The sequence below is a fragment of the Nocardia sp. NPDC052001 genome, assembly GCF_040680615.1.
In the GTDB taxonomy this organism is placed as follows: domain Bacteria; phylum Actinomycetota; class Actinomycetes; order Mycobacteriales; family Mycobacteriaceae; genus Nocardia.
Genome location: NZ_JBFAXC010000001.1, coordinates 919,142 through 941,627 on the forward strand (window position 1 = coordinate 919,142; position 22,486 = coordinate 941,627).

Consider the following 22,486-nt stretch of genomic DNA (forward strand, 5'->3'; position numbering starts at 1 on the left):
CCTACGGCACTCGCGTCACCGCGATGGCCGGTTCGGACAGGCTCCCGAGGTAGAGATTGCCGTCGTGTTCGGCGACGGCGGTCACCAGCGCGTAGTCGACGCCTTCGCGCTGTAGATCGTGCACCTGCTTGCCGTCGAAATCGAAGGCCATCGCCCAGACGGTGCGCGCCGGTTTCGGTTGCAGCCGTTCGGGAATCGCCCAGGAGATCTTGCGGAGAATGCCGGGCAGCGGAAGCAGGGTGTCCAGCAACGGGTTTCGCGGGGATGCCAGCGAAACCCACACCAGGCCATCGCTGCCGAGCAACATATTGTCCGGGAATCCGGGCAGGTTCTGCACCAGCGGATCGCTGGTCCCGGCGCGCGGGCCCGACAGCCAGTAGCGGGTCACCCGGTACGCCCCGGTCTCGGCGACCACCACGCACGAACCATCCGGTGCCAGCACCACGCCATTGGCGAAATCCAGTCCGTCCAACAGGATTTCGATGCTCCCATCGGTGTTCCGGCGCAGCAGCCGCCCGGTTCCGGAATGCTCCATGATGTCGCCCATCCACTCGGTGAGCGGCCAGCGGCGCGAGGATTCCGAGAAGTAGATCGTGCCGTCGGCGGCCGCGACCACATTGCTGGTGAAATTCAGCGGTTCGCCATTGACCTCGGCGACCAGCACCTCGATCCGCCCGCCCGGCTCGTCCAGCCGCAGCAGGCCGCGCTGTGCGTCGCAGATCAGCAGGGAGCCATCGGATTCCGCGTGCAGTCCGAGCGGCCGCCCGCCGGTGTGCGCGATCTGCTCCACCGCACCGGTCGCCGGATCGACGGCCAGGATCGCGCCATTGTCGATACCGGTGAGCAAGCGCCCATCGGCCGCGATGACCACGTCTTCCGGTCCCTTGCCCGGCAATTCGAGTAACCGCAGGGCGGGCATCTCCGGGGTGCTGCGGGTGTCACGGGCACGCGGCGGGGCAGGCGGGGGCGTCCATCGGCGGGGCTGCATCGGCATGGCTCACTGTATCCGCGCGCCACCACAGTCCGAGGGCGGTGAGGCTGAAAACCGCGCCCAGCAGGCAGACCGCCGTCCATCCGAAGGCCGCGTAGACGGCGGTGGCGGCCACGGCTCCGGCCGCGCTGCCGATCGAATAGAAGATCATGTAGCCGCCGATGACCCGGCTGCCCGCATCGGGGCGATGCGAGTAGATCAGGCTCTGGTTCGTGACGTGCACGGCTTGGATGGCGGCATCCAGGGCGATGATGCCGATCACCAGGGCCACCAGCGATTTCGGTGTCAACACGAGCAATGGCCAGGACGCGACCAGTAATAGCAACGCGGACCCCGTCACCCGTCGGCCGTGTCCTCGGTCGAAGAGTCGACCCGCCGGAGTCGCCACCGCCGCACCCGCGACGCCCGCCAGCCCGAAAGCGCCGATCACGGTGTGCGACAGCGCGAATGGCTCGGCGGTGAGCAGCAGTGCGAGCGTGCTCCACAGCGTGCTGAACGCGGCGAAGATGAGCAGGGCCAGCAGCCCTCGGGTGCGCAACAGGGGATCGGTGACGAAAAGCGCGACGGTGGAACGCAATAGCGCCGGATATCGCGATGCGTGGGCCGAGCCCGGGTGCTCGCTGCCAACCCCGAGATCGCCGTCCCCATCGCGCCGAGGCTTCGACCCGATCGGCCCGGGCACATAGGGCAGTGTGCGACGCATGGCGAACACCAGCAGCAGTGTCACCGCCGCCGAGGTGAAATACACCGCCCGCCAGCCCGCGATATCCGCGATGGTCCCGGATATCGTGCGCGCCAGCAGAATTCCGATGACGATCCCGCTCGTGACCCGACCGACAATCCGCCCCCGATCGTCCGGTCCGGTGAGCGCCGCGGCATAGGCGACCAGCGATTGCGCCACCACCGCGAGGAACCCGACGATCGCGGCCGCGCCCAGCAGTACGGGAGTGCGTGTAGCCGTGGCGAATACGAGCAGCGCCACCGCCAGCAGTAGCGATTGCGTCGAGACGAGCGCCCGCCGGGGTAGCAGATCCGCCAGCGGTACGAGCAGGAAAAGCCCCAGCCCATAACCGATCTGCGTGGCGGTGACAATGCCGCCGACGGCCTGCTCGCCGATGCCGAATTCGGCTCCGAGCGTGGCCAGCAGCGGTTGCGCCAGATACACGTTCGCCACGGCGGTCCCGCTCGCAATGGCGAACACCGCCAGCGCGATCCGGCTCGGTTGCCGTCCCGCCGCGGATAGCTCGGCCGCGTCCTGCGTGGGTTCGAGTGTCATACACCCTCCAGTGGTTGCATCTTGCTACCTAAGCTAAAGTAGAGTGGTAGCAAGATGCAACCGATGATCCCGGAGGTCGGACCTTGGTCAAACGCACCCGATTCGACGATGCCGACTGTCCCGTGGCCCGCTCGGTCGATGCCATCGGTGACTGGTGGTCCCTGCTCATCGTGCGTGACGCCTTCGACGGCAGTCGCCGCTTCAACGAATTTCAGCGCAGTCTCGGTGTGGCCAAGAACATCCTCGCCGCCCGTCTGCGCGATCTGGTCGCCAACGAGATCCTGGAAACCACCCCGATCTCGGAAGGCAGCGCCTACCAGGAATACACGCTCACCGAAAAAGGCCGCGCCCTCTTCCCGGTCATCGTCGCCCTGCGGCAATGGGGTGAAGCCTTCTCCTTCGCCGACTCCGAACCCCACTCCGAACTCCTGGACCGTCGCGACGGCCGGCCACTGGCCCCGCTCGAGGTGCACGCCCACGACGGCCGCCTACTCACCCCCGACGATGTCGCGGTAGCCAAACTGAGCTGACGCGGCACAGTGGTGAAAACCACGGCCGCCCTGGGCTGTTGCCGCCCGCGGGAATTCGGCAGACTGCCTGGATGGGGAGAAACCTGGACGCGGAACTACTGGACCGCTGGACCGATCTGGCCGGACCAGGCGCGCGTGAACTCGGCGAAGACCTGGTCCGCCGCTATCGAGAACCACACCGCCGCTACCACACCGTCGAACATCTATCCGCCATGCTCGCGGTCATCGACGACCTCGCCGCCGACGCCGCCGACCTGGCCGCCGTCCGCTATGCCGCCTTCTTCCACGACGCCGTCTACTCGGTCGACGGCGGCGACAACGAGGAGGCCAGTGCGGTGCTCGCCGAATCCGCGCTCCCCGCACTGGGTTTGAGCCCGGAGACGATCGCCGAGGTAGCCCGCCTGGTCCGCCTCACCGCGGGCCACCACCCCGCCCCCGGCGACCGCAACGGCGAAGTCCTCTGCGACGCCGACCTCGCCATCCTCGCCGCCGACCAACCCGCCTACGCCGCCTACACGGCCGCCGTCCGAGCCGAATACGCCCATGTCCCGGACGATCTCTTCCGCGCGGGCCGAGCCGCCGTCCTACGCGGCCTGGTAGACCAGCCCCACCTCTTCCGCACCCCCATAGGCCGAGCCCGCTACGACGAAGCCGCCCGAGCCAACCTCTCCGCCGAACTCGCCACACTCATCTGACAGCAGCCCGCCGCCTCGTCCGGATCGCGGATGAGGCGGCGGGCTGGATTGTGCCGCCCGGTCGGGGCGGCGAAATCTATTCGCTCAGAGCAGCTTCCACGCGCTGGTCAGCGCGCCCCGGACAATCTGCTCGATCTCCTGGAACTGTTCCGGCCCGCAGATCAGCGGCGGCGAGAACTGGATCACCGGTTCGGCACGGTCGTCCGCGCGGCAGTAGAGGCCGTTCGCGAACAGCTCCCGCGAGACGTGGTTGCGCAGAACGCGAGTGGATTCCTCATCGGTGAAGCGTTCCCGGGTGTTCTTGTCCTTGACCAATTCCACCGCCCAGAAGAACCCGGCACCGCGCACCTCGCCGACGATCGGTAGGTCTTCGAGCTTGGAAAGCGTTGTGCGGAAAGCCTCTTCGTTATCGCGCACATGCTGATACAGCCCCTCGCCCTCGAGGATATCGAGGTTGGCCAGTGCCACCGCGCAGGACACCGGATGTCCTCCGTAGGTGGAGCCGTGCATGAACATATCGTTCGAGCGCTGGAACGGTTCCATGATGCGGTCACTGATCATGACCGCGCCCAGCGGCGCGTATCCGGAGGTGAGCCCCTTGGCGGTGGTGATCATATCCGGCTGATAGCCGAAACGGTCTGCGCCGAAAGCGGTTCCGAGCCGCCCGAACGCGCAGATCACCTCATCGGAGATGAGCAGCACATCGTGCCGATCGCAGATTTCGCGCACCCGCTGGAAGTAACCCGGCGGCGGTACGAAACAGCCGCCGGTGTTCTGCACCGGCTCCAGGAATACCGCGGCCACGGTATCCGCGCCCTCGAAGAGAATGGCCTCCTCGATCCGGTCCGCCGCCCACAGCCCGTATGCCTCGTAATCGTCGGCATGTTCGGTCGCCCGATAGAAGTTGGTGTTCGGCACCCGAATGGTGCTCGGCACCAGCGGTTCGAAAGGTGCTTTGGCACTGGGGATTCCGGTGATCGACAGCGCTCCCAGCGATGTCCCGTGATACGCCATGGATCGGCTGATCGCCTTGTGCTTGGTCGGCTTGCCGATCACCTTGAAGTACTGCCGCGCGAGTTTCCATGCGGTCTCGACGGATTCGCCGCCGCTGACGGTGAAGAACACCCGATTCAGGTCACCGGGGGCCGAAGCCGCCAGCCGGTCGGCCAATTCGATGGCCGGGGGATGGGCGTAACCCCAGAGCGGGAAGTACGGCAGCGTCCGCATCTGCCGGGCCGCTGCCTCGGCGAGTTCCTCGCGCCCGTGCCCGACCTGGACGGCGAAGAGTCCCGCCAGCCCGTCCAGATAGCGCTTGCCCTTGTCATCGAAGAGATATGCGCCCTCGCCTCGCACAATCACCGGGGTGTCGGCCTCGTCCTGCCCGTTGTGGCTGGCGAAGTGCATCCAGAGGTGGTCACGGACGACGCGGGACGCGTCGACGGTATGGACGGGTTCGGCGGTGGCGGTCATGGTGGGACTCCTCGAAGTCTTGATGTACTTCGGTTATCCCATATTCAAGCCGCCTCGGCAACCGATTTCGTTGTTACAAGATTGTCAGCTTCGGATTTCGTTGCGACATTAGCGGGTGCCCCACTTGTACGTCTGTTTGTTCAGCTTGAGGTACATCATGATCTCCGCATGCCGCACCCCGTCCAGCGCGCGAATGTGGTTCGACACCAGGTCGAGCAGCGCTTCGTCATCCGGGCACACCGCCTCGCACAGCACGTCGTAGCGGCCCGCGCACACCACCACGTAGTTGATCTCGTCGATGGCGGACAGCGCATCGGCCACCACCTGCACCGGACCGTCCACCGTGATGGCGATCATGGCCTGCCGGAACAGTCCGACCTGTAGTGGATCGGTCACCGCGACGATCTGGATCACACCGGCGTCGGCGAGTTTCTGCACCCGCTGCCGCACCGCGGCCTCGGACAGGCCGACGGCCTTGCCGATGGTCGCGTAGGCGCGCCGCCCGTCTTCCTGTAGCTGGGCGATGATCCGCTTGGAGATGTCATCGAGCGCCGGAGTGCTCCGGCTGGAAGTCAGGTCGCTCACCCCGATCATCCTTCCGGACACGGTGGTATCCCACCAATCGTGCTCGGGGCGAGTCGTCCCCGCGCATATGGCTCGCACACCTCGCGGCAGTGCATTACGGTGCGGTGGCGGCCGCAGTTCGGCAACCGCTGATCGCGGCCGAAGGCGAGCGGGAGGGCGCGAGGCCATGGCGTTGGCAGCGGGATCGGTGTTCGCCGGATTCACCATCGACATCCTGTTGGGCGCGGGCGGTATGGGCGAGGTCTACCGGGCCCAGCATCCGCGCCTGCCGCGCATGGTCGCGCTGAAGGTGCTGTCCGACAGCACCGCGGCCGATCCGTCCTTCCGCGCCCGCTTCGATCGCGAGGCCGATCTGGCGGCGCGGCTCAACCACCGCAATATCGTGACCATCCACGATCGCGGGGTCGAGGCCGAGCGGCCCTGGATCTGCATGGAATACGTACCGGGCACCGATGTCGCGCACGCGATCAAACAGCAGGGCGACGGCTTGAATCCCGCACGCGCCGTGCACATTCTCACCGAGGCGGCGCGCGGCATCGACCACGCGCATTCGAACGGCCTGCTGCACCGCGATATCAAACCCGCCAATATCCTGCTCTCACCCGGTGATCCGGGCGACCCGGAACGAGTCGTGGTGTCCGACTTCGGCATAGCCCGCCGCGTCGATCAATCCACCGCCCTCACCGAAACCGGCACCTTCGTCGCCACCCTCGCCTACGCCGCCCCGGAAATCTTCACCGGCGATCCGGTCGATCACCGCACCGACCTCTACGCCCTCGGCGCGACCCTCTACGAAATGCTCACCGGCACAGTCCCATACCCCCGCACCACCCCCGCCGCCGTCCTGCACGCCCACCTCATGCAGCCCCCGCCCAAACTCACCGCGCACAACCCCGCCCTGCCCCGCGAACTCGACGACATCATCGCCCGTGCACTGGCCAAGAGCCCCGCCGAAAGATTCAGCACCGCAAGAGAATTGGCGACCTCGGTAGCCGGGGCGCTGTCACGCCCGCAGCCCCTCCGTTCACCAGCTCAGCCGCCCCGCCCGACCCCGCCGCAGCCACCGCGCACCACTCTCGAACAGGGGCGGATCGCACCACCCCCGCTCGCCGAGGGCGCGCCCGCCGCGCGGCGTGAGCGGTCGCACGCCGCATCGAGTGCACCCCCAACTCGAACACCGGTCGATCCCGCTCCCACCGCGCCGCCCGGCCGCTCCGAATCGGCCGCGGCCGCTGCGGGGCAGGGGAGCGGCCGCCGCCGGTCGCGTATCGGCCCGCCTTATCGGCTGGCGATCATTTCGCTCGCCGTCGTGCTGATCCTGACACTGGGGATTCTCGTGCTCTACACGGCGGCTCGCCGTGACTACTACATCGCCGAGGACAACGGGGCCGTGGTGATCGAGCGCGGCCGACCGGGTTCGGTGCTGGGGATGTCATGGCACAGTCCGGAATTGATCGGCTGTGTCACCGTCGCCGGAGAGCTGACCCTGTCCGCCACGGCATCGGGTTTTCCCGCGGGCTGCCGGGCGTTGCGGATCACCGACCTCACCGCATCCGGCCGGAATAGCCTGCGGCAGGGGCTGCCGCGCGGTTCGCTCGTCGACGCGACCAAGTGGTTACAAGCGCTCGTCACCAGCGAACTGCTGCCGGCCTGCGAAAATGCCCCTGCTCCCGGCGGATTGGCCCAGGCCCCGACCGGGACGGCCACTACCACCCGGAGCGTCGTGCCCACCGCCCCTCCCTTGGGAAGCGCACCGACCACATCCGGTTCCCCAGCTCCCGTCACACCCGGCCAGATCTGTCGCACCACGGGGTGAGACTTTTCTCCCCCGGCCACCAGTGCCCGGTACGGGTATCGTCGTGGCGGGGGAATCGACGGCATCGGGCACCGGTCCACGCCAATGTATTCATGAGGATTGACTCTGTTGAACCGAATTCCCCGCCAGGTGTTCATGCTGGTGATTCCGGCGCTGCTCTTCCTGGTCCCGTGGTGGCTGCTGGTCTTCACCACCACTTCCGGTGCGGTGTGCTGGGCGTTGTCGGCGTTGTTCGTGCTCGGCTATATCGGCCTGCCGCTGGCCATGTTCACCGGTCACGGACCGAAACAGTCCGATACCGCCGCACTGATCGGTGATACCGCGCTCGGTGTGATGTGGGTGCTGTTCAGCTGGTCGGTGATCGGCACGGTGGTGCGCACCGGACTGATCATCGCGGGCGTGGATGATCCCGCCCGCTCACTCATCGTCGCCCTTGGCGTGCTTGCGATTTCGGCCGCGCTCACGGTGTGGGGCATCTATGAGGCCCGCCGCATTCCGCGCGTGAAGACCGTCGAGGTGACCATCCCCAAGCTGGCCCCCGGTCTGGACGGCCTGCGCATGGTCGTCATCACCGATACCCACTACGCCGCCACCGACCGCCTGCGCTGGTCCGAGCGCGTGGTCGAGATCGTGAACGAGCAGCGCCCCGATATCGCCTGCCACGCAGGCGATCTGGCCGACGGTTCGGTGGTCAAGCGCCGCGCCCAGGTCGATCCGCTGGGCAAGGTGCAAGCCGAGCTCGGCCGTTTCTACATCACCGGCAATCACGAATACTTCGGTGACGCCGCGGGCTGGATCGAGCATATGGCTGGCCTGGGCTGGCAGCCCATGCACAATCAGCACGAGGTCCTCACCCGCGACGGTGACCGCCTCATCATGGCGGGCATCGACGACCCCACCGGCGTCTCCCTCCCCGGCCACGGCCCCGACCTCCCCGCCGCCCTCTCCGGCGCGGACCCCGACCTCCCGGTAATCCTGCTCGCCCACCAGCCCAAGCAGATCACCGACGCAGTCAAAGCCGGTGTGGCCCTGCAAATCTCCGGCCACACCCACGGCGGCCAAATCTGGCCCTTCCGCTACCTGGTCCGCTTGGACCAGCCCGTGGTCGCGGGCCTGAGCCGCCACGGCGACACCCAGCTCTACACCAGCCGCGGCACCGGTTTCTGGGGCCCTCAACTCCGAGTCTTCGCCCCCAGCGAGATCACGGTGCTGATCCTGCGCAGCCCGCAGCAGTAACGATCCGATCCCAGGGCCCGCGAACAGTCGTGGCGCGCCTTCGACGGGGTCCGAGCCCACGTCGAAGGCGCTCGGTTTCCGGCCGCGAACGCTGAATTCACCCGCGGCCGGGGATGGTTCGGCCGAGCCTCAGCTGTCGAACCCCAATCCGGTGGCGTCCATGATGCGCAGCCACAGGTTTCGTTTACCGCCGTGCTGGTCGGCGCGGGCCAGTGACCAGCGGGTCAGCTGAATGCCGATGGAGCGGAACGGCTCCGGCGGCATGGGGAGCGGGCGGGATTTCACCATGCGCAGCCGGGTGCGTTCGGTGTCGAGGTTCCAGAGCCGGTCCAGCATTACCTCCGCGCCGAATCGTGTTGCGCCGACGCCCAATCCGGTATATCCGACGGCGTAGGCCAGCTTGCCCTTGTACGCCCTGCCGAAGAATGCGCAGAACCGACCACAGGTGTCGATGATGCCGCCCCAGCGGTGCGTGAAGCGCACACCGTCCAGCTGCGGGAAGATCTGGAAGAAGTGCTGGGAGAGCCGCTCGAAGGTTTCCTCGTTGTAATCCTGTGCGGGAGAGATCTTTCCGTTGTAGTGGTAGATCGCGTCGTAGCCGCCGAACAGAATGCGATTATCGCTGGTCAGGCGGTAGTAGTGGAACCGGTACGAGGCATCGCCCAGACCCATGCGGTGTTTGCCCCAGCCGATCGAGTCCAATTGCTCCTCGGTCAGTGGTTCGGTCATGAGCGCGTAGTCGTAGACGGGCACCACATGCCGGGACACCTTGGCCAGCGGTCCCTGGAATGCGCTGGTGCACAGCGCGACCCGGGGTGCGCGCACCTCACCGTGCGGGGTGTGCAGGGTCAGCGTGCCGCCGCCGGACTTGGAAATGCGCTGCACCGGTGTGCCTTCGTAGATGCGCACACCCTTCTCCAGACAGGCGCGCCGCAGTCCCCAGGCCAGGCGAGCCGGATCCAGCATTGCCACGCCGTCGCGGTCCCACCAGCCGCCGAGGTAGGTGGGGGAGTGGACGAGGTTCTGCACCTCCTCCGCGCTGAGTAGCTCACTGCGATAACCGAGTTCGATCGCGGCGTCATGGCTCTCCTGCAGCCATTCCAGCTCGTGCGGCGCGGTGGCGACTTCGAGTTCGCCGGTGCGCTCGAAATCGCAGTCGATGTTGTACCGGCGGATGGTGGCCTCGATGGCGTCCAGGTTCTCCCGGCCCATCCGTTCGAGGACGTCGATCTCATCGGGGAAGCGGTCCACACCGTTGGAGAGCCCGTGCGTCAGGCTGGCCGCGCAGAAGCCGCCGTTGCGGCCGGAGGCGGCATGCCCGCATATCGCGGATTCGACCAGTACGACATCTATTTCGGGGTACCTCTCCTTGGCCAGCAACGCCGTCCACAGCCCGCTGTAGCCGCCGCCGATGACGGCCAGATCGGCGGTCGTGGCAGTGGTGAGCGGATCATTGGGGTGCGGACGCTCCGGCCGGTCGGTCCAGAACGGCGTCGGCGCTGCCTCGGAGAGTGCCGACGCCAACAGTTTGCTTCCTTTGGCCTGCATGGCCGATCAACTCCTTCTCTCTTGCCGCACGGTCCGGCCGCGCGGCCCAACTCACTGTTGTGTTGGTCTTGGTGGGGGTACGCGAAAGCCGCCGGCGGTCGCTACGACCTGGCCCGGCGGCTCGCGGGGGAATCAGCTGGTGGCGGCGCGATCGTCCGAGCGGCGGCGATTACGCAGCTGCCCGGCGATGACGAAGACCAGCGATAGCAGGAAAGTGAGGCTGGCGACCGCGTTCACCTGCGGCGGAATACCGCGCAGGTTGATACCCCAGACATACATGGGGAAGGTTTCGGCGGTGCCCGCCGTGAAATTGGTGACCACGAAATCATCGAAGGACAGCGAGAACGCCAAAAGCGCCGCCGCCATGATGCCGGGCCATACGAGGGGGAGCACAACGGACCGGAACGCCTGCACGGGCGTCGCGTAGAGGTCCATGGCCGCCTCCTGGAGCCTGGGGTCCAATCCCGCCAGTCGCGCTTTTACGGTGACAACCACGAACGACAGGCAGAACATGACGTGTGCGATGAGAATAGCCCAAAAACCGAGCGGGATACCGAATCCGATGAACAGTGTCAGCAGTGACGAACCCATTACGATTTCCGGCGTCGCCATCGGCAGGAAGATCAGCGCCTGCACCGCGGAGCGCCCGGTGAAGCGATAGCGCGCCAGCGCGAACGCGATTCCGGTGCCGAGCGCGGTCGCGATGATCGCGGCCAGCGCACCGATGAGCAGGCTCAACAGCAGTGCGTCCCGCAGCCCGGCCGGATCGAACATATTCGTCCAGTTGTGCCAGGTGAAATGGAATTCATCGAGGTTGAGCACATAGGTGGTGTTGCGGCTGCCGGGTTGATTGAACGACAGCAGAATCACCACGGCGATGGGCGCGAGCATGTACGCCAGAATCACGAGGCCGAGCATGAGCACCGCGTTCTTGCGAATCCAGGACCACAGTCGATGTGCCATCTAGACCACCTCATCGGTATCGGTCTTGCGCAGATACAGCATGACCAGCACCAGAATCGCCACCATCAGCACCACCGACAGCGCGGAACCCACGGGCAGATCCTTGACCACCAGCAATCGGGACTGAATGACATTGCCGATCATGGTGGTATTGGTATTGCCGAGCAACTGCGAATTCACATAGTCGCCGGTGGCCGGGACGAAGGTGAGCAGTGTTCCCGCCACGATGCCGGGCATGGTGAGCGGCAATGTGACTCGCAGGAAGGTGCGCACGGGTCCGTGTGCGAGATCGGCCGAAGCCTCCAGCAATCGCGGATCCAGCTTGTCCAGGGAGGTGTACAGCGGCAGCACCGTGAACGGCAGGAAGTTGTAGACCAGCCCCGCGATCACCGCGATCGGCGTGGCCAGCAACCGCCCGTCCGGTCCGAGCAGATGCACCGCCCGCAGGACCGAGACCAGCGGACCGGTATCGGCGAGAATGGCTTTCCACGCGAAGGTGCGCACCAGGAAGCTGGTGAAGAACGGCGCGATCACCGCGATCAGCATGAGGTTCTTCCACCGCCCGCCCTTGAGCGCGATGGCGTATGCCAGCGGATAGCCGATCACAATGCAGAGCACCGTGCAGATGAGCGCGTACGCCAGCGACCGGAAGATCTGCGGCTGATACAGATTCCACGCGTAGCCGAAGTTGTCCAGCGAGAACGTCTGCGCGTAACCGGTTTCGATGGATCCGGTGCGGTCGTACATGCTGGCCGCCAGCAGCTGCACGGTCGGCACCGCGAAGAACACCAGCAGGAAGATCAATCCGGGCGCGAGCAGCAGATACGGTGTGAGACCGCGCTTTCCGCGCGGTGCGTCGACGGAGGCCGCGGGTGGTGCGGCGGCCGCGGACGCGGGCAGTACGGCGGGCATCAGGACCGCCCGAGCAGGAATGCGTGTTCGGGTTGCCAGTGCACCGCCACCTGCGAACCGGGCGCGATCACATTGCCGGGTCCGGCGTTCGGCACCTGCGCGGTGAGCTCCTGCCCCCAGGGCGCACGCACCAGATACTGCGTGGACACACCCAGGAAGATGGCATCGGTGACGACGCCGGCGACCTGCGCCCGGCCTTCCGGGACGGTGTCGGAATCGCTTGCGAGGGCGACTTTTTCGGGCCGAATGCCGAGTGAGGCCGCACCCGAGGTGGCCCGGCAGCGCGTCGAGGGCACCGCCAGCCGATGCCCCTGCGCGTCGATGCTCACCGCATCCCCGCTCCCGGTGACGGTCGCCTCGATGAGGTTCGTCTGCCCGAGGAAATTGGCCACGAAGGCGCTGGCCGGAAAATCGTAGATCTCCTGCGGCGCACCGGATTGCTCCAGCTTGCCGCCGTTCATCACCGCCACGGTATCGGCCATGCTCATGGCCTCCTCCTGATCGTGGGTGATGTGCACGAAGGTGATGCCGACCTCGGTCTGCAACCGCTTGAGCTCGAGCTGCATCTGCCGCCGCAGCTTGAGATCCAGTGCGCCCAAAGGCTCGTCGAGCAGCAGCACCTCGGGATGATTGACCAGCGCGCGGGCCAGCGCCACGCGCTGCTGCTGCCCGCCGGACAGCTGTGCGGGCTTGCGCCCCGAGAATCCTTCCAACTGCACCAGTTTCAGCATCTGATGCGCCTGTTCGCGGGCGGCGGTCTTACCGATCCCCTTGCGCCGCAGGCCGTACGAGACATTGTCCTCGACGGTCATATGCGGGAACAGCGCATAGCTCTGGAACACGGTGTTGATCGGTCTTCGATACGGGCGCAGGGCGGTGATGTCCTTATCGCCCAGCATGATTCGCCCGGCGGTGGGCTCCTCCAGCCCGGCGATCATGCGCAGCGTGGTGGTCTTACCGCAGCCCGATGCGCCGATAATGGCGAAGAAGGAGCCGTCCGGAATGGTGAGGTTCAGATCGTCGACGGCATGGAAATCGCCGAAACTCTTGGTGACGCCCTCGATACGTAAGTCTTGTGCGGACATGGCGATTATCACGCCCCCGTCAGGGCCTGGAACTTGGACTGATAGTCCTTCTCCTTGGCCTCGGTCAGCGACATGAAGATCTGCAACTTCTTTTGGGTCTCCACGGACGGGAAGATCAATTCGTTCTGTGCCAGTTCGGGATTGAACTTGGCCATCTCCTCCTGCGCCCCGGCGACCGGGCATACGTAGTTCACGAATGCCGACAGCCGCGCCGCGATGGCCGGGTCATAGTAGAAGTCCAGCAGTGCCATGGCATTCGCGGCATGCGCGGAGGTGACCGGGATCAGCGCCTCATCGGAGTAGAGCACCGCGCCCTCGTCCGGGCTGATGAACTTGATCTTCGGATCGGTGGCATTGAGCTGAATGACATCGCCCGACCACGCCATACAGGCCGCGATATCGCCCTTGGCCAGATCCTGGACGTAATCATTGCCGGTGAACTTGCGCACGTGCCCGGACTGAACGGCCTTCTGCAACTTGGCGATCGCGTTGTCGTAGTCGTCATCGGTGAACTTGGCCGCGCTCTTGCCGATGGAGTGCAGCATCAACCCCATGGTGTCCGGCATTTCGGTGAGGCAGACGACCTTGCCCTTGAGATCGGGCCGGGTGAGCAATTCATCGATGGTGTGCACCTCACCGGTGACATTGGTATTCACCCCGATGCCGACCAGACCGGACTGCCACGGCGCCATGCGATTGTTCTGCGGATCGACATCGCTGCCGCGCAGCATGGGATGCAGATTCTTGGCGAAGTTCGGCATCTTCGACACATCGAGCGGCTGGGTGTAACCCTGCCGGACCACGCGCACCGCGGTGGAATCCGAGAGCACCATGATGTCGCGCGAGATGCTCTGACAATTGGTCAGCTGCGCGCTGACCTTGCCCCAGAACTCGTTGTTGTCATTGACATCCGCGACATAGGAGACCTTGACCCCGGACTTGGCGGTGAATTCGGCCATGGTCGGATGCACTTCGGCATTGCCGGGCGCCTCATCGAGATATCCGGGCCAATTGGAGAAGTTGATCGTCTTCTCCGCGGCCGAATTGTCGGCGGGCGGTGTGCACGCGGGGGAGCCGCTATTCGAGGACGACCCCTTGGTGCCGCAGGCGGCGAGGGTGCCCGCGGCGGCGATGAGGCCACCGGTGCGCAGCAGGCCGCGGCGCGAAGGCCGGGCGGAGAGCAGGCTACGTAGCTCGGGAGGCAGGGAGTCCGGGGACTTGTTCATGAGGGTCGCACCTTCACCGGGACGGAATATCGAAGCTCGCAGCGAGGCTGCGGTGTGGAACTGATAGTTCCATAGTCCCGTTGCAAATCAAGCGATTCCATTGAAAATTCCACGTTACGCAACTGATTTAGTTGTGGGACATGGAATGGCTGCACAAGGCACGACTGTGAGGACGGACGCCGATGGGGTACATCGGCGGCCGCCCTCGGTGGGCGCTATTCGATTGGGGAAGTGTGCTATTCGGCCGTGAAGATCACGTCGTGCCACGGCTTGTGCGCGGCGGCGGTGATATCCGACATGACGTGCTTGATGTTGGTGTACTCGTCGAATGCGTACGCGGACATGTCTTTTCCGAATCCGGACGCCTTGTATCCGCCGTGCGGCATTTCGCTGATGATCGGAATGTGATCGTTGATCCACACGCATCCGGCCTGGATCTCCCGGCTCGCGCGTTGCGTGCGATACACATTCGTGGACCAGGCCGATGCGGCCAGGCCGTAGGCGGTGTCATTGGCGAGGGCGATGGCCTCGTCATCGGTATCGAACGGCAATACCACCAGCACCGGTCCGAAGACCTCGTTCTGCACGATCTCCGAATCCTGTGCCACCCCGGTGATCAACGTGGGCTCGTAATAGGAGCCGCCCGCCGCGGTGTGCTCGGGAATTCGCCCGCCGCGCACCACTTTCGCGCCGTATTCGCGGGCGCGATCGACCATGCCGATCACCTTGTCCCGGTGCTGCATCGAAATCAGCGGTCCCAGATCGGTTTCCGGATCCTCCACCGGCCCAATGGTCACCTGATCCATGATTTCGGCTACCCGCGAGACGAATTCGTCGAACAGCGGCCGCTGCACATAGGCGCGGGTGGCGGCGGTGCAATCCTGGCCGGCATTGATCAGCGATCCCGCGACCGCGCCGCGCGCGGCGCCTTCCAGATCGGCGTCGTCGAACACCACGAACGGCGCTTTACCGCCGAGTTCGAGATGCACCCGCTTCACCGATCCGGCCGCGGTGGCGGCCACCTGACGGCCCACCACGGTGGACCCGGTGAACGACACCATGGCCACCGCGGGATGTTCCACCAGCGCCTGACCCGCGATCGGCCCGACGCCGGTGAGCACATTGATCACCCCCGCCGGAACACCCGCCTCGGTCGCGATCTCCGCGAACAACAGTGAGGTCAGCGGCGTCAATTCGGAAGGTTTGAGCACAATGGTGTTCCCGGCCGCGACGGCGGGCAGAATCTTCCACGCCGCCATCTGCAACGGGTAATTCCACGGCGATATGGAGCCGACCACGCCGATCGCCTCGCGGCGAATCGCGGAGGTGTGATCGGCGGAGTACTCCGCCGCCGCCTTCCCCTCCAGATTGCGTGCCGCCCCCGCGAAGAACGCGGTGTTGTCGATGGTGCCGGGCACATCGAATTCGGTGGCGAGCCGAATCGGCTTACCGGCATTGCGGCTTTCGACGGCGGCGAGCTCATCGGCCCGCTCGCGCAGCAGTCGCGCCCAGTTGTGCATGATGTCCGACCGCTCACCGGGGGTCATGCCCGACCACTGCGGGAATGCCGCCCGTGCGGCCGCGACGGCGGCCTCCACATCGGCGATGCTCGCGCTCGCGCCGGACGCGATGACCTCACCGGTGGCCGGGGCGATGACGGACAGCGGCTCACCCGACCCGGGTCGGCGGAGTCCGCCGATGAATTGCAGTTCCTGCGTACTCACTGCTCTCCTAGCTTGTGTCGGTGCACCGTAGCGACACCGTATGTTCGCTTTGTTACCGGTGGTTTGCCAGCGGCCTGTGCGGTATTCCGCACAGGCCGCCATAGCGAACGACTACTACAGGTGCGAATCCGCCACTGTCAGAGCCTGATCCAGGATCGCCAGCCCCTCCTTGGCCTCGGCCTCGGAGACGGTGCACGGCGGAACCACGTGGATGCGATTGAAATTCATGAACAGCAACAGTCCGGCGGCCTTGGCGGCGGCGATCGTCTCGGTCATGGCCGCACTGGTGCCGCCGTACGGTGCGAGCGGTTCCCGCGTCGCGCGATCACTCACCAATTCCAGCGCCCAGAACACCCCGAGCCCGCGCACCTCACCGATGCTCGGATGCCGCTCGGCCAGTTCCCGCAGCGCGGGGCCGAGCACGTTCTCACCCATATGCGCGGCATTCTCGACAATGCCCTCATCGCGCATGGCGGTGATGGTCGCCACCGCCGCCGCCGTGGCGAGCGGATGTCCGGAGTAGGTGAGCCCACCCGGGTACGGGCGATCATCGAAGGTGGCCGCGATATGCGGTGCGATGGCGACGCCGCCGAGCGGGACATAACCCGAGTTGACGCCCTTGGCGAAGGTGATCAGATCCGGCACGACACCGAAATTGTCTATGGCGAACCACTTTCCGGTGCGCCCGAACCCCGCCATCACCTCATCGGCGATGAACACGATGCCGTGCCGATCGCAGATCTCCCGCACGCCCGCCAGATATCCCGGTGGCGGCACCATGATTCCGGCCGTCCCCGGTACCGACTCCAGCACGATCGCCGCGATGGTGTTCGGCCCCTCGAACGCGATGGTCTGCTCGAGATGCTCCAGCGCCCGCTGCGACTCCTGCTCCTCGGAGTCGGCGTGGAACTGCGACCGATACAGGAACGGCCCGAAGAAGTGCCCGATCCCGCTGTTGCCGTGGTCATTCGGCCAGCGCCGCGGATCACCGGTGAGGTTGATCGCGGTCTCGGTGCCGCCGTGGTACGAGCGATACCGGGACAGCACCTTGTACCGCCCGGTGTGCAACCGCGCCATTCGCACCGCGTGCTCGACGGCATCCGCGCCGCCATTGGTGAAGAAGATGCGGTTCAGCTCACCCGGGGTGCGCTCGGCGATCAGCCGGGCCGCCTCCGAGCGCGCGTCGTTCACATGCTGCGGTGCGATCGTGCACAGCTTGGCGGCCTGTTCCTGAATGGCCGCAACGACTTTCGGATGCTGATGCCCGATATTGGTGTTCACCAGTTGTGAGGAGAAGTCCAGCAGCCGGTTGCCGTCGCCGTCCCACACGTACGAGCCCTGGGTGGCCGTGACGACCATCGGCTTCAGTTGCGCCTGCGCCGACCACGAATGGAATACGTGTTTGCGATCGAGTTCATAAGCGCGCGCGGCCTGTTCACGTGCGTCCGCCTCGGAGAGGCCATTGGGAAGTGTCATCGCAACGTCCTGTCAGCTGTTCTGCGGGAAACCGAGATTCAGGCCGCCGTGGCTCGGGTCGAGCCAGCGTGAGGTGACGGCCTTGGTGCGGGTGAAGAAGTGCACGCCGTCGATGCCGTGCGCATGCGAATCGCCGAAGAGGGAGTTCTTCCAGCCTCCGAAACTGTAGTAGGCCATGGGTACCGGGATCGGGACGTTGATGCCGACCATGCCGACCTCGACCTCATTGTGGAAGCGCCGGGCCGCGCCGCCGTCATTGGTGAAGATGGCGGTGCCGTTGCCGTACTGGTTGGCATTGATGAGAGCCAGTGCCTCGTCATAGGTTTCGACGCGCACCACCGAGAGCACCGGACCGAAGATCTCATCGGTGTAGACGCTCATATCGGTGGTGACATGGTCGAGAATGGTGGGGCCGAGCCAGAATCCGGCATCCTCGCCATCGGCCTGCACGCCGCGACCGTCAAGTACCACCGTGGCTCCGGCGGATTCGCCCGCCGCGACATAACCGGCGACCTTATCGCGATGCGCTGCGGTGACCAGCGGGCCCATATCGGTGCCCCGGGTGCCGTCGCCGGTGCGAATGGTCTTGGCGCGCTGCGCGATCCGGGCCACCAGATCATCCGCGATCGGCCCCACCGCGACCAGTGCGCTGATCGCCATGCATCGCTCACCGGCGGAACCGAAGCCCGCGTTCACCGCGGCGTCGGCGGCCAGATCCAGGTCCGCGTCCGGCAGCACCACCATATGGTTCTTCGCCCCGCCGAGGGCCTGCACGCGCTTACCGTGCGCGGTGCCGCGCTCGTACACGTACTTGGCGATCGGGGTGGATCCGACGAATGAAACAGCCTTGATGGCGGGGTTTTCCAGCAGTTCGTCCACGGCGACCTTGTCACCCTGCACGACATTGAACACGCCCGCGGGCAGTCCGGCCTCTTCCCACAGCGCCGCGGTCCACAGCGCCGCCGATGGATCCTTCTCGGAAGGCTTGAGCACCACGGTGTTTCCGGCGGCGATAGCGACCGGGAAGAACCACATCGGCACCATGGCCGGGAAATTGAACGGCGAGATGATCGCGATCGGCCCGAGCGGCTGCCGGATGGAGAAGATATCCACCTTGGTGGACGCGTTCTCGGTGTATCCGCCCTTGAGCAGATGCGGTATGCCACAGGCGAATTCGACGACCTCCAGCCCGCGCGTCACCTCGCCCAGCGCATCGGCGAGCACCTTGCCGTGTTCGGCGGTAATGATCGCGGCCAGTTCGGTCTTGCGTTCGTTGAGTAGCTCGCGGAACCGGAACAGCACCTGGGTGCGCTTGGCCAGCGAGGCGTCCCGCCACTCCGGGAACGCGGCCGCGGCGGCGTCGACGACCGTGCGCACATCGGCGATATTGGCCAGGGCGACCTGTCCGGTCACCACCCCGGTCGCCGGATTGGTCACGGGCGCGGTGGCCTCGCTGGTGCCGGCAAAGGGCTTGCCGTCGAGCCAGTGCGCGATCGTCTGCATATCTCCTCGATTCCTGAATGTTCCGTATATGGAGATGGACCCGTCCCCGTCACCGGCATGACGGGAACGGGCCGCGGGAGGCGGGCGGGACTGCGGTGGCCCGAGTCCAACTCTGCACCATGCGAGCTATCTAGCGGGCCGACATTCTGTACGGATTCGAGGGTTGCGTATTACGATTCGTCGGTGCTCCTTTCTGTTGCTGACGTTCTGGCGATTCCGGTTGTGCGTGCGGGAGAGCCCGAGGTCATCGGCGGTGGATCGCTGGATCGTCCGGTGCGCTGGGTGCACGTCAGCGAATTGTCCGATATCGCGAAAGTGCTGGTCGGTCGGGAATTGATCCTCACCACCGGCCAGGCGCTATCCCTGGGCGACGAGGCCACCGTCGCCTACCTGGAATCCCTCGCCGCCGCGGGCGTCTCCGGACTGGTGATCGAACTCGGCACCTACGTGAAGGAACTGCCGCCCGTCGTCGCCGAAACCGCCGACCGGCTGCTGCTGCCGGTGGTCGCCCTCGCCCAGGTGGTGCGCTTCGTCGAAGTCACCGAGGCGGTGCACCGCGTCATCGTCGCGGACCAGTACGCCGAACTGGAATTCGCGCGCACCGTGCACGAAACCTTCACCGCGCTGAGCGTGCGCCGCGCCGCACTCGCCGAAATCGTGAAAACCGCCGCGGGCATGCTGGACGCCTCGGTCGTATTGGAAGACCTCACCCATCGCGTACTCGCCTCGACCGCACGGCATACCGCCACCTCGACCCTGCTCGAACACTGGGAGAACACCTCCCGCCTGCTGCCCGACCATGACGCGAACGTGGTTCCGGTCGGCCCGCACACCCAGCGCTGGGGCCGACTCATCCTGCGCTCCAGCCGGGTTCCCAATGCCCGCGCGCGCATGGTGCTCGAACGCGCCGCGCAAACCCTGACCCTGCACCGCATGGTCGAACGCGATCGATTCGGCCTGCACCGGCAGGCGCAGACCGGATTCATCGACGATATGGTCACCGGCCGCCTCACCGATGAGAGCGACGCCCTCGCGGTGGCGGCCTCCCTCGGCCTGGCCCGCCGCTCCCGCTACATCCCGCTCTCCATCGACGTCGCCGCACCGATCGAAACCGATCCCGTTGCCCAGCAACGCCGTACGGCCGCCATCGTGGACGCGGCCATGCACGGCGTCGGCCTGGCCCGCGTCACCGCCCTCGCCGCCCCCGATCACGGCAATCGAGTCAGCATGATCCTCGCGATCTCGCGCACCGTCGACCTCGACGCCACCCTCACCGTGGTGTGCACCGGCATGCTCGGCGAGATCCGCCGCGTCTCCGGGGTGGAACGCGCGGTGATCGGCGTCGGCGTCGAATCGGACTCCCTCCTGGACACCGCCCGGGAACTATCGCAAGCCGCCCACGTCGCGGAAGTCGCTCTCGCCCTTGGCTCTTCATCCACACGCCCCTACTACCGCAGCGGCGATGTCCGCCTGCGCGGCCTGCTCTCCCTGATCCGCGACGAGCCCGGCGTACAGCGTTTCGCCGAAACCGAACTGGGCGCACTCCTGCGCTACGACATCCGCCAGGCCACCGACCTGACCCGCACCCTGCGCCAATTCCTCGACCTCGCAGGCAATAAGACCGAACTGGCCAAGCGCCTCAACATAAGTCGGCCCACGCTGTACGACCGGCTCGCCCGTATCGAACGCATCCTCGATGTGGACCTGGACGATGGTGAGACCCGTACCTCGCTGCACGCGGCCCTGCTGATTCGAGAGCTGCATGCGTAAGTGAAAACTTGCAGTTCAGAAGGGGTTTCGGGTGTTATCGGGTGGTCTTGGTTGGTAGAATTAGAACATGAGTTCGATGGGGGTGGATGCGAGTGAGGTGGCGATCGGTCAATTGGCCGACGTGGTAGCCGCCCTGCTCGAAGTGCCCCTGGGGGATTTGAGTAACGACGGGGTCGTCGAGGCCATGCAGCGGGTGGAAAGCTGTGCGCGGCAGTTGGTTTGCGTGTCGCGGCGGTTGACCGTGGAGGCGGTCGAGCGCAAGCTGCCTGAGATTTTGGGGCTGGGAACCATCAAGAAGTTCCTCAGCGATACGCTGCGGCTCTCCGGGCCGGATGCCGGAGCCCGTGCGCGGGCCACGATGATGCTGGGGACCTGGCACGATCTGCTGGGGAATCCGGTCCGGATTCCGCTGGGGATGGTGGCCGAAGCTCAAGTCGCGGGGGATATTTCGCCGGATCACGTGCGGGCCATCGAAGCGGTGATGAAGCGAATTCCCGATAGCTGCACTCCGGCCGATCGTGAAGCCGCACAGGATCAGCTCGTCACCTACGCGCGCACCGGCTGGCCCGAGGACATTCCCGCGGTCGGGGATCGCATTCTGGGATACCTGGATCCCGACGGCACACTTTCCGGGGATAAGGACCGTGCGCGGATGCGCGGGATTGTGCTCGGGCGTCAGCGGGCGGATGGGATGCGCACCATCAAAGGTGAGATCACCCCCGAACTGTCGGCGCTGCTGGACCCGGTACTCGCCAAGCTTGCCCGGCCCGGTATGTGCAATCCGGATGACGCGGAAAGCCCCACCACCGCAACATATGTCGATACAGAGGTGCTGCGGGCCGCTGCCGGGCGTGATTCCCGCACCAGCGCTCAGCGCAACCATGACGCGTTCCTTGCACTGCTGCAACCCGGTGTGACTCCCGATGGATTGGGATCGCACCGCGGGCTGCCGGTGACCACGATTTTGACCATGACGATCGATCAGGTCGAAGCAGCCGCCGGGGTGGTGACCACCGCTACCGGGGGCACCGTCCCGATCTCGACGGCACTCAAGCTCGCCGAACGATCCAAGCCGTATCTCGCGGTGTTCGATCACGCCGGGTTGCCACTGCACTTGGGCCGCGAGAAACGGCTGGCGACACCGGCACAACGTATGGCGTTGATAGCCTCCATACGAGGCTGTTCACGCCCGGGATGCGATGCGCCCGCGTCGATTTCGGCGGTGCACCACGTCTCCGAATGGGTCAAGGGCGGTCCCACCGACTTGGCCAATGAAACCCTCGCCTGCGATCGCTGCCATGCCCTCGTCCACGACGGCCCCGGCGGCTGGCAAACACGCGTCCTCGGCAAGGAGTCGCCCTACGCGGGCCGCACGGCCTGGATCGCGCCCCGTCACCTCGACCCCACCGGCACCCCGAGGGTGAACCACCGCCACCACGCAGGCGAGCTGCTCGCCCAGACCGTCGCGCGCATCACCGTCCGCAATGAACGCGAAGCCGAAGAACGCCGGAAACGCTGGCAGCGCATGCACTCTCACGCCCCAGCCTGGCTGAAAGGTTCTGGTCCGGTCTAAAACCAAAACCCAAAACCCAAAGCCCAAAACCTCCTCAAGTATTGAGGGAGCTGGAAGGTGAGATAACCCCGTATCCACCTGTCGCGTAACGCAACCACAGCCACCCA

At 65.8% G+C, this 22,486-nt stretch carries 18 protein-coding genes; 6 read left to right on the top strand and 12 right to left on the bottom strand.

All coding sequences use genetic code 11. From position 1 onward, the window contains the following. Window position 1: 1 nt before the first annotated feature. Both AB0L82_RS04340 and AB0L82_RS04345 read right to left on the bottom strand, forming a co-directional pair. Entirely contained in the window at window positions 2–994 is a 993-nt protein-coding gene (locus AB0L82_RS04340) for an SMP-30/gluconolactonase/LRE family protein (RefSeq protein ID WP_364630828.1), read from the bottom strand. Next, entirely contained in the window at window positions 939–2,267 is a 1,329-nt protein-coding gene (locus AB0L82_RS04345; protein WP_364630830.1) for an MFS transporter, read from the bottom strand. Before AB0L82_RS04345 ends, AB0L82_RS04340 begins: the two co-directional genes overlap by 56 nt. Window positions 2,268–2,350: 83 nt before the next feature. On the opposite strand from AB0L82_RS04345, the gene AB0L82_RS04350 reads away from it, so the two are divergent. Beyond that, a complete protein-coding gene (locus AB0L82_RS04350; protein WP_364630832.1) occupies window positions 2,351–2,797 on the top strand; it encodes a helix-turn-helix domain-containing protein in 447 nt (148 codons plus the stop codon). Between the two features lie 71 nt (window positions 2,798–2,868). After that, window positions 2,869–3,492, top strand: coding sequence for a metal-dependent phosphohydrolase (locus AB0L82_RS04355; protein ID WP_364630835.1), 624 nt, complete (start codon window positions 2,869–2,871; stop codon window positions 3,490–3,492). Between the two features lie 84 nt (window positions 3,493–3,576). Here the strand turns inward: AB0L82_RS04355 and AB0L82_RS04360 are convergent, their stop codons facing one another. Both AB0L82_RS04360 and AB0L82_RS04365 read right to left on the bottom strand, forming a co-directional pair. Continuing rightward, complete coding sequence (locus AB0L82_RS04360) at window positions 3,577–4,962, bottom strand: aspartate aminotransferase family protein (RefSeq protein WP_364630838.1); 1,386 nt, start codon at window positions 4,960–4,962, stop codon at window positions 3,577–3,579. 108 nt (window positions 4,963–5,070) lie between these two features. Next, window positions 5,071–5,556: an Lrp/AsnC family transcriptional regulator gene (locus tag AB0L82_RS04365; RefSeq protein ID WP_364632766.1), complete on the bottom strand. Its 486-nt coding sequence runs from the start codon at window positions 5,554–5,556 to the stop codon at window positions 5,071–5,073. A gap of 157 nt (window positions 5,557–5,713) precedes the next feature. Between AB0L82_RS04365 and AB0L82_RS04370 the strand changes: the two genes are divergently transcribed. Together AB0L82_RS04370 and AB0L82_RS04375 are read left to right on the top strand one after the other, a co-directional pair. Continuing rightward, window positions 5,714–7,363 carry a protein kinase gene (locus AB0L82_RS04370; protein ID WP_364630841.1) on the top strand — a complete coding sequence of 550 codons (1,650 nt, stop codon included), beginning with the start codon at window positions 5,714–5,716 and terminating at the stop codon, window positions 7,361–7,363. A gap of 108 nt (window positions 7,364–7,471) precedes the next feature. After that, window positions 7,472–8,599, top strand: coding sequence for a metallophosphoesterase (locus AB0L82_RS04375; RefSeq protein ID WP_364630844.1), 1,128 nt, complete (start codon window positions 7,472–7,474; stop codon window positions 8,597–8,599). Window positions 8,600–8,728: 129 nt separating this feature from the next. Here AB0L82_RS04375 and AB0L82_RS04380 read toward each other — a convergent pair whose 3' ends face one another. The 8 genes from AB0L82_RS04380 to AB0L82_RS04415 form a co-directional block, all read right to left on the bottom strand. After that, a complete protein-coding gene (locus AB0L82_RS04380; protein ID WP_364630847.1) occupies window positions 8,729–10,147 on the bottom strand; it encodes an FAD-dependent oxidoreductase in 1,419 nt (472 codons plus the stop codon). A gap of 132 nt (window positions 10,148–10,279) precedes the next feature. Beyond that, window positions 10,280–11,110: an ABC transporter permease gene (locus AB0L82_RS04385; RefSeq protein ID WP_364630850.1), complete on the bottom strand. Its 831-nt coding sequence runs from the start codon at window positions 11,108–11,110 to the stop codon at window positions 10,280–10,282. Next, window positions 11,111–12,022 carry an ABC transporter permease gene (locus tag AB0L82_RS04390; protein ID WP_364630853.1) on the bottom strand — a complete coding sequence of 304 codons (912 nt, stop codon included), beginning with the start codon at window positions 12,020–12,022 and terminating at the stop codon, window positions 11,111–11,113. It abuts the gene before it with no gap. Next, entirely contained in the window at window positions 12,022–13,107 is a 1,086-nt protein-coding gene (locus AB0L82_RS04395; protein ID WP_364630856.1) for an ABC transporter ATP-binding protein, read from the bottom strand. Before AB0L82_RS04395 ends, AB0L82_RS04390 begins: the two co-directional genes overlap by 1 nt. An 8-nt stretch (window positions 13,108–13,115) precedes the next feature. Next, window positions 13,116–14,333: an extracellular solute-binding protein gene (locus AB0L82_RS04400; RefSeq protein ID WP_364630859.1), complete on the bottom strand. Its 1,218-nt coding sequence runs from the start codon at window positions 14,331–14,333 to the stop codon at window positions 13,116–13,118. A gap of 236 nt (window positions 14,334–14,569) precedes the next feature. Next, window positions 14,570–16,057 (bottom strand): gamma-aminobutyraldehyde dehydrogenase, encoded by a 1,488-nt coding sequence (locus AB0L82_RS04405; RefSeq protein WP_364630862.1) that lies wholly within the window; start codon window positions 16,055–16,057, stop codon window positions 14,570–14,572. A 114-nt stretch (window positions 16,058–16,171) separates the two neighbouring features. Continuing rightward, window positions 16,172–17,533 carry an aspartate aminotransferase family protein gene (locus tag AB0L82_RS04410; RefSeq protein ID WP_364630865.1) on the bottom strand — a complete coding sequence of 454 codons (1,362 nt, stop codon included), beginning with the start codon at window positions 17,531–17,533 and terminating at the stop codon, window positions 16,172–16,174. Window positions 17,534–17,545: 12 nt separating this feature from the next. Then, window positions 17,546–19,036: a CoA-acylating methylmalonate-semialdehyde dehydrogenase gene (locus AB0L82_RS04415; protein WP_364630868.1), complete on the bottom strand. Its 1,491-nt coding sequence runs from the start codon at window positions 19,034–19,036 to the stop codon at window positions 17,546–17,548. Window positions 19,037–19,219: 183 nt separating this feature from the next. On the opposite strand from AB0L82_RS04415, the gene AB0L82_RS04420 reads away from it, so the two are divergent. Next, on the top strand, window positions 19,220–20,806 hold the full coding sequence (locus AB0L82_RS04420) for a PucR family transcriptional regulator (protein WP_364630871.1): 1,587 nt from the start codon (window positions 19,220–19,222) through the stop codon (window positions 20,804–20,806). Between the two features lie 67 nt (window positions 20,807–20,873). Then, a complete protein-coding gene (locus tag AB0L82_RS04425) occupies window positions 20,874–22,379 on the top strand; it encodes a DUF222 domain-containing protein (RefSeq protein WP_364630873.1) in 1,506 nt (501 codons plus the stop codon). The last annotated feature ends 107 nt before the right edge of the window (window positions 22,380–22,486 follow it).

Bases quoted from the DNA above. Each gene is read 5' to 3' on its own strand.
- AB0L82_RS04355 (WP_364630835.1), top strand. From the start codon at position 2,869: ATGGGGAGAAACCTGGACGCGGAACTACTGGACCGCTGGACCGATCTG.
- AB0L82_RS04385 (WP_364630850.1), bottom strand. From the start codon at position 11,110: ATGGCACATCGACTGTGGTCCTGGATTCGCAAGAACGCGGTGCTCATG.
- AB0L82_RS04360 (WP_364630838.1), bottom strand. From the start codon at position 4,962: ATGACCGCCACCGCCGAACCCGTCCATACCGTCGACGCGTCCCGCGTC.
- AB0L82_RS04425 (WP_364630873.1), top strand. From the start codon at position 20,874: ATGAGTTCGATGGGGGTGGATGCGAGTGAGGTGGCGATCGGTCAATTG.
- AB0L82_RS04380 (WP_364630847.1), bottom strand. From the start codon at position 10,147: ATGCAGGCCAAAGGAAGCAAACTGTTGGCGTCGGCACTCTCCGAGGCA.
- AB0L82_RS04390 (WP_364630853.1), bottom strand. From the start codon at position 12,022: ATGCCCGCCGTACTGCCCGCGTCCGCGGCCGCCGCACCACCCGCGGCC.
- AB0L82_RS04410 (WP_364630865.1), bottom strand. From the start codon at position 17,533: ATGACACTTCCCAATGGCCTCTCCGAGGCGGACGCACGTGAACAGGCC.
- AB0L82_RS04345 (WP_364630830.1), bottom strand. From the start codon at position 2,267: ATGACACTCGAACCCACGCAGGACGCGGCCGAGCTATCCGCGGCGGGA.
- AB0L82_RS04365 (WP_364632766.1), bottom strand. From the start codon at position 5,556: ATGATCGGGGTGAGCGACCTGACTTCCAGCCGGAGCACTCCGGCGCTC.
- AB0L82_RS04340 (WP_364630828.1), bottom strand. From the start codon at position 994: ATGCCGATGCAGCCCCGCCGATGGACGCCCCCGCCTGCCCCGCCGCGT.
- AB0L82_RS04400 (WP_364630859.1), bottom strand. From the start codon at position 14,333: ATGAACAAGTCCCCGGACTCCCTGCCTCCCGAGCTACGTAGCCTGCTC.
- AB0L82_RS04415 (WP_364630868.1), bottom strand. From the start codon at position 19,036: ATGCAGACGATCGCGCACTGGCTCGACGGCAAGCCCTTTGCCGGCACC.
- AB0L82_RS04370 (WP_364630841.1), top strand. From the start codon at position 5,714: ATGGCGTTGGCAGCGGGATCGGTGTTCGCCGGATTCACCATCGACATC.
- AB0L82_RS04395 (WP_364630856.1), bottom strand. From the start codon at position 13,107: ATGTCCGCACAAGACTTACGTATCGAGGGCGTCACCAAGAGTTTCGGC.